Genomic DNA, 10,342 nt, shown 5'->3' with positions numbered 1-10,342 from the left:
TATAGTCAGGTGTTTGGGGTGCGGTATGGGTTTGACGGGCTGGTTTAGAATAGAACTTTCTTTGAAACTGGAATGAGATCTCAATGGCAACCTATCTGGTGGGACAAATTCTCATACAAGATCAGGAAAAATGGCAACGCTATGTGGCGGGTGTGGCCGAATCACTCCAACCCTTTCCATCGGTCGAACTTGTTTTTCGCGGAAAGAAGCGGGATGTGCTTGCAGGTCATAACCCAACCAACGATGTGGTTGTGATACGTTTTCCTGATGGCTCAACCCTGGATAAATGGTTTCAATCCCCAGCTTACCAAAAACTTATCCCTTTAAGAGACGAAGCGGCTCAGGTCACCATCACGACCTATGCGTCGACCCCTTGATAGATCCCGACCAACTGGGGGGATGCTGGGGTACTTGCTGAGTGGTCACCCCTATTTCAAGGTTGTTGCAACACTTAGGTTATACCCACCACCTCTAACATCCGACATCCCCAATAAGGATAATGGGGGCGCAAACGATGAGATACGCATAACTAAAGCCCTACTGTACCCGATATAATTTCCAGCCGGGCAGCTAACGGCGGTACCCGTGTTAATCCGTGTTGCAAGCGGGTTACCGCTTAAACATACCGAGCTTAAAGCCTGTGTAGAGGTGGTCTCTACAGGCCTGTGTGTAATCTGGATGCCCGACTACCGGCGTAAAAAAGCCTGCCCAAGTGCGGAGAACCTTGAGAGAGACCTATTTGATCATAGATTTCTCTCGCCAGTTCACCGACCTGCACCATCTCACGAGACCGCTGCTGGGCCATGTGACACCTACCAGTACCATCAAAGCATGGGGACTTTCTGCGTTATCCCTGCTCATCGCTTGAAGTGTAGCAGGCATCCCCCCAGGTGGACCTTTTAAAGCGCGGTAGTTCAGACCATACATAGATACCAGCTTATTGAAAGTAGGGATTCTCAGCGAACAGATCGCTCGGCAATCAAGCGGCTCAGCCGGGACAGCCATTCCACATAACGAGGCATAAGCGTGAACAAGCTGTGTTAATCATGAATGTCATACCCACACCATCCATACAGAGGATTGATTAAAAGTAACAAACAACTCCAATAGCCCGATCTAGAAAATGGTCCCGTGTTTTTTGCTATGCATAAAGCATTTGAAATTACTCATGGATCATTCATACCACAGACAAACATAACGTCAAACTATTGCAGGCATAAGTTTTAGTGTTGATTTAAAAGAACTTTTCAACAAATCAACACCTGCATTCCAGTCAAAAACTGTGCTAATATTTTTTCACCCAAATGTTAAAATACCCCTCTGATATCGGGGGGAGGTTTGATGCGCTAGTAGCGTATCTAGCAAGAAAGAGTGTTTCATGCCTTCGAAAATCACCAGCCGTTTCCTAGCTCAATTACAAAAAGGACACCATCAGTTTCTAGAGGATGAACTCCCCAATCATCTAGAACTGTTCCAACGCCTAAGCAGGGAAGGCCAAAGCCCACGTGCTGTCGTCGTAGCCTGCTCCGACAGCCGCGTACACCCTAATATGATAACCCAGTCAAACCCTGGGGAGCTGTTTATCATTCGTAATGTGGCCAATTTGGTTCCACCCCATGATCCAGATGGTGGTTATCACGGTACCAGCGCAGCTTTGGAATATGCGGTAAAGGTTCTTAAAGTCGAAGCGATCATCATTCTTGGCCATAGCTGCTGTGGTGGTGTACGCGCACTCTCGGATGACTGCTGTGAAAAAGCAGGGCCAGGAGGAGGAGACTTTATTGGCAAATGGATGGAAATTGCCTGGAATGATGATACGGTTCAGACCTTAGCCGTGGAGGCCGCCCAAACCAATATTCACCGCCCCTTAGAAGAGCGGATGGTGACACTGTCGGTTGAAAATTTACGTTCCTTCCCCTTTATTCGTGAGCGAGAACAGGAAGGTCAACTGGAAATTGTCGGGCTCTATTTTAATATTGGTGAAGGTCGACTCTACCATTATAAGAATGAAAGCAGCAGCTTCGAACCCCTTTAATCCAGCCTGGACATCTCCAGGCAAGCATCCATCGCTTCAAGCAGACGTTGTTTTTTAATGGGCTTGGTCAGGTGCAGGGAACACCCAGCTTCAATGGAGTTTTCTGCATCCTGACGCATAGCATGGGCGGTGAGTGCAATAATGGGTGTCTTCGCCTCGCCTTGACGATGTTTCTCTGCCCATTTGCGAATGGTTCGGGTGGCTGTAATACCATCCATAACAGGCATTTGTATATCCATAAGGACCAAATCAAAACGTTGGGACTGGAACAGGGCAACGGCCTCTTCTCCATTGGATGCCGTAATGACCTGATAAGGGCTACGTTTTAAAAATGCTTTAATCAAAGCTAAGTTATCAACAGCATCATCCACCAACAAAATACGGGCCTGTATCCCCCCTTCTTTACTGGCAAGCTCCCCGCTGTTGTCACTGCTCTCAACCTCTGCCTGCTCAATGGCAGCAATAGCAGCTTCCAACATCATGGAGTCATCCAACTCACCCTCCAGGTTAGGACGGGCCAGCGTTTCAGGCAGGGGTAGGCGGCAATGGAATATAGCTCCCTGCCCTGCTGTACTCTCAACCTCTATCTCACCTTGCATGGCATCCACCAGCCGCTGACAGATCGCCAAGCCCAAGCCTGTACCACCAAAACGACGGGTAATAAAGCCATCCCCTTGCCGGAATGGTTCAAAAATACTTTGTAGCTGATGGGGGTCGATCCCAATACCTGTATCCTGCACACTAATCTGCACAACACCATGACTGAGCATCGATAGATTGACATCCACACGCCCTTGGGCGGTAAATTTAATGGCATTACCCACCAGGTTAATCAAAACCTGTTTAATCCGCTGACCATCGCCACTGACATAGTGCGGCACTTTAGCTTCAATCTGCACATGCAGTGGCAACCCTTTGCGCTGAGCTTGGGGTTCCAACATTTGCACCACTTGACGCACCAACAGATGTAAATCCAGGGGAGCCTCTTCTAAAGCCAGCTGATCAGCCTCAATTTTAGAGAGATCCAAAATATTGTTGATTAAAGAGAGTAAACTCTCACCAGCCAAATGAAGAGTATGTGCCCATCGGGTATGTTCAGTATCCAGCTCAGCTTCCATCAGCAGCTGACCCATCCCCAAAATGGTATTCATTGGGGTACGGATTTCATGGCTCATTGCGGCTAAAAACTCACTCTTAGCATGGTTTGCCTGTTGCGCCTCATCCCTTGCTTGAGCCAGAGCTTCGGTCCGATCCTGAACCTGTTGTTCCAAATTACTCTGCTGCTGTTGTCGCAGCAGTTCGGCATGATGGCGATCCGTGGTATTTTCCACACTTGACCAAATATAACGTTCTCCATCAAGCTCGATAATCTGCCCTTTTAAACTGACTGGAACATGGTGACCATCTTTATGAATGTACACTTTATTGTATGGTCCATAGCTTCCTTTGGTATTCAGGTCATTGAGCTGTTCTGCTTCCTGATCGGCATAAGACTTTGGAGTAATATCCCAATAGGTCAGCAGCTTAGTATCCTCAACTTCACGGCCAACAATATGGGCATAGGCCGGATTAATATCGACCAACGTTCCATCCATCCGACATAGAGCCAACCCAATAGGAGAATGCTCAAAGAGCATACGGTTGTAGTGTTCACTCTGCTTCAACTTATCTTCGGCACGCCTTAAACGGCGTACATTGGCCAGCAAAACGATCAGAACAAGCAGTAAAACGACCACGGCAACCATGGTTGCGATAAACGTGTTGGGAAACTGCTTCATCAGTGATGCAGGCTGGTTCATAATTTGAGCGTAAGCTGGCAGTGCCTCAACAGAAATACCAAACCGATTAAGCGCTGCATGATCAAAGACATGAACATGTGGAGCTTGCTGCAGAGAAGACGGATGGCCGCCCTCAAAAAGAGTTTTCCCCACCTGTGCAGCGACTTCACCTTGCTTAAAACCACTGGTAATGGCTCCACCCACCAAACCAAGACCCGGACGAAAGCCCCAAGTTACGTAGACAGGTACTTGTGCATGTTCCGTCACCCAGCGGTGGCTTTGCGACAAGTTCATCACCTGACCATTACGATCACGGATGAAGCTCATGTAGATCACAACGGTATTCAGGGGTAAAACGGCTAACCGGTTGGCCAGCTCATGCTTGCTCAGATCAGAAAGGTAGCTAAAGCGTAGTTTACCTTTCATTTTTTCTTCTAAACGGCGGGCTCTTTTCATATAGCTAAGGCCCGATGTCGTTTGATCAGCCACCACCACGATCTGCTCAACTTCTGGGTGTAAACGCAGGACCAGATTCAGGGTATCGCCCATACCCAAATTCTCTTCTACCCCATAGACCTGTTTTAATCCCGTAAGCTGTTGCGGCTCTACACGGTCTAGACCACAGAAGACCCAAGGAACATCCGGTGCAATACGATGACGTTGGGTTTTAAAAAAATCAAAGGCATTGTCATCCGAGGTGATGACCAGATCAACACCTTGCTGGGCATACTTTAACGCATAGGTTTCCGCTAATTGTTCAAGATATTCAGGAGAGGCATGACGCTTGGTGTCCATATACTCCAGAAGCAACTCAACTTGCTGGGTATCACCAAAAATAGAGCGGATGCCTGCCATGATATTGTCTGACCAAAAATAGCCAGCATGATAGGCATTAAGAACCAGAATTTTCTTCTTTGTTGTCTCGGCCTGGACTGGACTGCCCCATACCAGAATCAGGACAAAAAGCCCAAAGAGTCCCAATAAGGCACTAGAAACACGACCCCTCACATCATCACCTTTATTGATACCGCATGACATGCATAAAAATGGAAGTTTAACATTAAATGCCACAAAAAATCTCAAGGAAATCATGACATGAGAGAAGATATAACCTGCAGACAAAACGTATGATTTATATTATTTTTTCCACACAGATCTAACATATCCGTAAACCAACACCATAAAACGGTGTTCTAATAAGAACCCCGTTTTATGGTGCACACCTCGGATTAGGTCAGTCTTCTTCCACCACATCCAGCGAAACAATCAAACCCGCATCAACACCCTCCACCTCTATGTCCTCATCTTCATCAAGATCAATCGGACACATCCGCTGGGCTTCCATTTGGTTCCAGGCATCCAGCGCGGCGACTTTATAAGCTTCACTGAGTGTTGGATAGTTGAAGATATTCTCTAGGAAATAGTCAATCGATCCATTGTGAGCCATTACAGCTTGTCCTACATGGATTAACTCAGAGCTCTCTTCACCTAAAATATGCACACCCATGAGCTTACCGTCTTGATCAAATAGCAGCTTCAAGAACCCTAATCGAGCCCCCATTATTTGACCACGAGCAGTCTCTGCAATACGCGCGATACCAACAGTGTAGGGGATTTTTTTCTTGGTTAACTCTTGCTCGGTCATCCCCACCATGGAGATCTCTGGAATACCATAAATGGCAAAAGGGAATGTCTCAGCATGACTATTGCGGGGTTGGCCAAAAGCGTGAGAAGCGGATAACCGCCCCTGCTCCATGGCCGATGAAGCCAAAGAAGGAAAGCCGATCAAATCCCCACAAGCATAGATGTTGGGGATGTTGGTTTGATAATGACGGTTCACGGTCAGGCGGCCACGATCATCAGGCTTAAGGCCAACCTTATCCACTTGCAATGTTTTTACATTGCCCACCCGACCTGATGCAAACAAGATCATATCGGCATGGATTTTTTTACCACTTTCTAACGTGGTGAGAATTTGCTTTTGGCCGGCATGCTCCACATCGACCACTTTTTCTCCCAGTCGAATACGTACGTTACGCTTGCGTAGGAAGTGCATACACTCCTCCACAACTTCCTTATCCAGAAAGTCCAACATGGTATCGCGACCATCAATCAGCGTGACGTTAACATCCAGTGCACTAAATAAGGAGGCGTACTCCGTACCAATGACCCCAGCCCCCACCACAATCATGCGTCGGGGAAGATGCTTAATGGTCAGAATGTCATCACTATCCAAAATGCGTGTGCCATCAAACGGAATATGTGCCGGGCGGTATGGCTTGGTACCCGTTGCCAGTACAATTTTATCAGCACTGTAGCGGTGTACATCCCCTTTAGGACCGGTAACCATTACCGTATTGGTATCTTCAAAGGTCGCAGCACCCTGGATAACCCGCACACCAGAGCGATAGAGCTGGGTTTCCATAACCTGAACTTCATGGTTAACGGTAATATCCAGCCGTTTCATCAAATCTTCAACAGAGACCGTGGCTTTTAAACGATAACTCTGCCCATAGAGGCCCCGCTGGTTATAACCGGTTAAGTACATAACCGCTTCACGCAGGGTTTTACTGGGGATGGTACCTGTATGAAGAGAAACACCGCCAATGGCCGCCTTCTTTTCAATAATAACCACTTTCTTACCCAGTTCAGCGGCCTGGATGGCAGCACTGTGTCCAGCAGGACCACTGCCAATGACCAACATATCGTAATGGCGCATACATACCCCCACGTGTATTTTCAAAAACAAAACCCTACTCCAGCACGGGGAATATACATAACATTGGAGCAATATGCGCACATTTTTGATGTATTATAAAAATTTTATAGTGCACACATATTTTTTTTATTTAATGTTTTCTTGATATTATCAAAAAAAATACCCGGAATAGCCATTAGAGCAGCCTCTCTTTTACATCTCTTTTGAACATCGTTCAGTTTTATATTGAACATTGTTCATTTTAAGTTTATATCTAAAATATCTTCTGCTTGGTGATTGACAACCAGAAAAGGCAGGCTGACATTTTGAACACCGATCAATTAGGAGATCTACCCATGCTATCTTTCATGAATAAATCCTCTGTGGCCTTCTTTATGCTGATGGGGTGCGCCCTACCCTTAGCAACGGCCGAAGCGGCAGGCCTGATGACACCCAAAGGAGGCGACCAACCACCTCTTGAAATGAAAGAACACCATGTATCTGTCGTGGTCGAAAGTGGTTTTGCTTTAACCACAGTTGAGCAGACATTCTATAACCCCCACCCTCAAGATCTAGAGGCACTTTATAGCTTTCCCGTGCCCGACCGGGGGGCTTTTTCAAGCTTCACATACTGGATTGATGGCCAACCTGTCCATGGTGAGGTCCTACCAAAGAAGAGAGCAAAAGAACACTACCAGCAGGAAAAAAAAACAGGGGCCCGCACAGCTTTGGCGGAGCAAGAACAACATCATCGTTTTAAACTGCATGTGTGGCCAGTCAAAGCACAGGATCAAGTGCGGATTCAATTCTCCTACATGCAGCCTCTCTCTGTAGATGGCGGTATTGGTCGCTACGTCTACCCTTTGGAAGAAGGGGGGGTTGATCAAGCGGCTCAATCTTTTTGGCACATGGATGATCACATCGCAGGACAATTTAGTTTCAACATGCAACTTCGAGACGGCTACCCCATTACAGCGGTCCGCACCCCTGCTCACCCCAACGCCAAGGTCACACAACATGATCCAAAGCAGTGGCAGGTGCAGCTTGGCTCGGTACCACCAGCCGTTGAGCAACAAGCTAAGCCACAAACCAACCACACCACAACACCCACGCAGCCGTTAGATAAAGAACAGCCTACGGCTCCTCATCCTGCTTCATCTATGCATCACCAACCCCGCTTAGATAAAGATATTGTGGTCTATTGGCGTCATCAAAAAAATCTACCAGGTCGTGTTGACATGGTGACCTACAAGCCATCACCCCAAGCTCGCGGTACCTTTTTAATGACTCTAACCCCAGGGTCAGATTTAGCCCCCTTACCACAAGGTCGGGATTGGATTTTGGTTCTGGATAAATCTGGATCTATGGGAGGAAAAATTGCCACTCTAGCCCAGAGTGTTGCAGCGGGACTAAAAAAACTCCCCAAAGGGGATCGGTTTCAAATCATTATGTTCGATCAGCATGCTAGCAAGCTCAATGCCCAGTTTCAGCCGGTTAATCACACCACAGTGCAGAAGAGTATAGAGGCTTTAACAAAAGTTCGAGCCAGTGGTGGTACCAACTTATACGCCGGTCTCTCCTTTGCCATGCGTCATTTGGAGCGTGACCGACCCACAGGGGTTATTCTAATCAGTGATGGAGAAGCCAACATTGATCGCACGCACAAACGGGATTTTCTGGCACTGCTCAAACATCGCGATGTCCGCCTGTTCACCGCTATCATGGGCAACAGCGCCAACCGACCTTTGCTTAAAGAGCTCAGCCGGTTAACCCAAGGTACTGCGATCAATATATCCAACAGTGATGATATCCTTGGCATGGTTATGCAAGCGGCCAGCAAGCTCAGCCATGAAGCGTTACACGGCACCACATTGAAGATTGATGGCATAAAAACAGCAGACCTCACCCTCAACCAACTGGCCTCACTCTACCGCGGTGAACAACTGATTATGATGGGCCATTACTGGGGTGATGGCCTCGCTGAGGTGACCCTTAAAGGCAAACACTCCGGCAAACCCATACAGTACAAAACTCAATTTCATTTCCCCAAGCAATCCACCCTCCACCCGGAACTGGACCGCCTTTGGGCATTTGCAACCATAGATGCGATGGAGCAACGCATGGAGCTGTTGGGGGAAAACCGTGACCAAGTGCAAGCCAGTACAGATCTTGCGGTTGAATACGGCTTAGTGACCCCACGCACCTCCATGCTGGTTGTAGAAGAGGCACGTTTTCAACAGTTGGGCATCAAACAGCACAATGCCCAACGTCTACAACGGGAACATAAAGCTCAACAAGCTCGTTTAGCTCAGACCCCTTTAAGTCACCGGGTAGATCAAGCCCAGCCAATGTTCAATACGCCACAATCCACACACATTAGTGCAGGTGCCGTTGACCCCGTAACACTGTTGGCGCTTCTGCTTGGCATCGCCGGACCAGCCATCCGGCGGATGAAGTCATGAAGGATCTAAGACAGGAGATCAGCTGGCTTGGGGTGGTTCTCATACCCCTGCTGATATGGTGGGGCACAGGCCCCGTCCCACCCTATGCAATTTGGGATCTAGACGCCGTACGTCAAGGAGAGCTATGGCGCATACTCACCTCACACTGGGTACACTTAAATGAAGCCCACCTACGTTTAAACATCATCATGCTTGCTGGATTAGCCGTCGCTTTAGGGGCGAGTGCAACCTTATGGTCTTTAGCCGTCGGTATGATTGGGGTCAATATATGGCTATGGCTGGACCCAACAGCTCCCCTCTACTATGGGGGGCTCTCAGGTGCTTTGCATGCACCTTGGGCCCTACTCCTTATCCGGGGTTTGCGCCAACACACACAGAACAAACGCTACGTACTGTTGTTTGTAGGCACCTGTGGCAAGCTGGGTTGGGAGCTCTACACGGGCTCTAGCCTGTTTATACCAGAAACATCTCACACTGCGGTCTATGCACATGTGGCCGGTTTTGCCGGTGGCTTATGGGTTGGGGTTTTACACCATTTACCACGATCCAAACAGATCACATAGATTTGTGGGAAGACGAAGGGACGTTACGCTACGTTTTTAAAATACGTCCCGTGCCAATGTGTCTTTCAGCAAGACCTATGCATAGGCAAAAACTATAGCGAGCTTAGAAACATAATATTATCCATATGCACTATTTCCCGCTATCCTTACGCGCATACTGCTTAGACAATTTTCCCCAGGAGGTGTGACCATGCCAATGTTAGAAGGTAGCCAAACCGAAAAGAATCTTCTTTGTGCTTTTGCCGGTGAGTCTCAAGCCAGAAATCGCTATGAGTTTTTTGCCAGCAAGGCCAAAAAAGAGGGCTATGTGCAGATCTCACGCATCTTTGAAGAGACCGCGATACAAGAGAAAGCCCATGCCAGCCGGTTTTATAAATTCCTTCAAGGCGGAGAGGTCACCCTAACAGCTAGTTTTCATGCTGGGGGAAACAGCACCACACTGGAAAACTTACTGGATGCCGCAGGTGGCGAAAACCATGAACATAGCGACCTCTACCCTGGTTTTGCACAGGTGGCACGTGATGAAGGGTTTGATGAGATTGCGGCAGTCTTCGACGCGGTCAGCATTGCTGAACAACAACATGAAAAACGCTTTCGTGAATTGGCAGAAAATATCCGTCATGAACAGGTTTTCAAGCGTGATGAAGAACAGAGTTGGCGTTGTTTAAACTGTGGATACCGACACGAAGGCGCAGAAGCACCCGACAGCTGCCCAGCCTGTGCCCACTCCCGAGCCTATTTTGAGCTCTTGGGAGAAAACTGGTAATTTACGGATCAAAAAAGGGCCCCCAAATGGGGACCCTTTT

At 47.9% G+C, this 10,342-nt stretch carries 7 protein-coding genes; 5 read left to right on the top strand and 2 right to left on the bottom strand.

Features of this window, described 5'->3' with window-relative positions:
* Nucleotides 1–83 precede the first annotated feature (83 nt).
* Both V5T57_RS10645 and V5T57_RS10640 read left to right on the top strand, forming a co-directional pair.
* Nucleotides 84–377: a DUF1330 domain-containing protein gene (locus V5T57_RS10645; protein ID WP_332891196.1), complete on the top strand. Its 294-nt coding sequence runs from the start codon at nucleotides 84–86 to the stop codon at nucleotides 375–377.
* Nucleotides 378–1,378: 1,001 nt separating this feature from the next.
* A complete protein-coding gene (locus tag V5T57_RS10640) occupies nucleotides 1,379–2,035 on the top strand; it encodes a carbonic anhydrase (protein WP_332891195.1) in 657 nt (218 codons plus the stop codon).
* Here V5T57_RS10640 and V5T57_RS10635 read toward each other — a convergent pair.
* Together V5T57_RS10635 and sthA are read right to left on the bottom strand one after the other, a co-directional pair.
* Nucleotides 2,032–4,821: an ATP-binding protein gene (locus V5T57_RS10635; RefSeq protein ID WP_332891194.1), complete on the bottom strand. Its 2,790-nt coding sequence runs from the start codon at nucleotides 4,819–4,821 to the stop codon at nucleotides 2,032–2,034. The genes V5T57_RS10640 and V5T57_RS10635 overlap by 4 nt on opposite strands.
* Before the next feature lie 226 nt (nucleotides 4,822–5,047).
* Nucleotides 5,048–6,532, bottom strand: coding sequence for a Si-specific NAD(P)(+) transhydrogenase (gene sthA / locus V5T57_RS10630; RefSeq protein WP_332891193.1), 1,485 nt, complete (start codon nucleotides 6,530–6,532; stop codon nucleotides 5,048–5,050).
* 335 nt (nucleotides 6,533–6,867) lie between these two features.
* Between sthA and V5T57_RS10625 the strand changes: the two genes are divergently transcribed.
* The 3 genes from V5T57_RS10625 (at nucleotide 6,868) to rbr (ending at nucleotide 10,302) form a co-directional block, all read left to right on the top strand.
* A complete protein-coding gene (locus tag V5T57_RS10625; protein WP_332891192.1) occupies nucleotides 6,868–8,973 on the top strand; it encodes a VIT and vWA domain-containing protein in 2,106 nt (701 codons plus the stop codon).
* Nucleotides 8,970–9,536, top strand: coding sequence for a rhombosortase (gene rrtA / locus V5T57_RS10620; protein WP_332891191.1), 567 nt, complete (start codon nucleotides 8,970–8,972; stop codon nucleotides 9,534–9,536). Before V5T57_RS10625 ends, rrtA begins: the two co-directional genes overlap by 4 nt.
* A 190-nt stretch (nucleotides 9,537–9,726) precedes the next feature.
* Nucleotides 9,727–10,302, top strand: a complete 576-nt coding sequence (gene rbr, locus V5T57_RS10615) for a rubrerythrin (protein ID WP_332891190.1) — start codon at nucleotides 9,727–9,729, stop codon at nucleotides 10,300–10,302.
* Nucleotides 10,303–10,342 lie beyond the last annotated feature (40 nt).

Source organism: Magnetococcus sp. PR-3 (genome assembly GCF_036689865.1).
In the GTDB taxonomy this organism is placed as follows: domain Bacteria; phylum Pseudomonadota; class Magnetococcia; order Magnetococcales; family Magnetococcaceae; genus Magnetococcus.
Note: the sequence above shows the minus strand (reverse complement) of the source record. Positions and strands in the feature narration are given on the sequence as shown.

Excerpts from the sequence above, each read along its gene's own strand:
- V5T57_RS10640 (WP_332891195.1), top strand. The coding sequence starts at position 1,379 with ATGCCTTCGAAAATCACCAGCCGTTTCCTAGCTCAATTACAAAAAGGA.
- sthA (WP_332891193.1), bottom strand. The coding sequence starts at position 6,532 with ATGCGCCATTACGATATGTTGGTCATTGGCAGTGGTCCTGCTGGACAC.
- rrtA (WP_332891191.1), top strand. The coding sequence starts at position 8,970 with ATGAAGGATCTAAGACAGGAGATCAGCTGGCTTGGGGTGGTTCTCATA.
- rbr (WP_332891190.1), top strand. The coding sequence starts at position 9,727 with ATGCCAATGTTAGAAGGTAGCCAAACCGAAAAGAATCTTCTTTGTGCT.
- V5T57_RS10625 (WP_332891192.1), top strand. The coding sequence starts at position 6,868 with ATGCTATCTTTCATGAATAAATCCTCTGTGGCCTTCTTTATGCTGATG.
- V5T57_RS10645 (WP_332891196.1), top strand. The coding sequence starts at position 84 with ATGGCAACCTATCTGGTGGGACAAATTCTCATACAAGATCAGGAAAAA.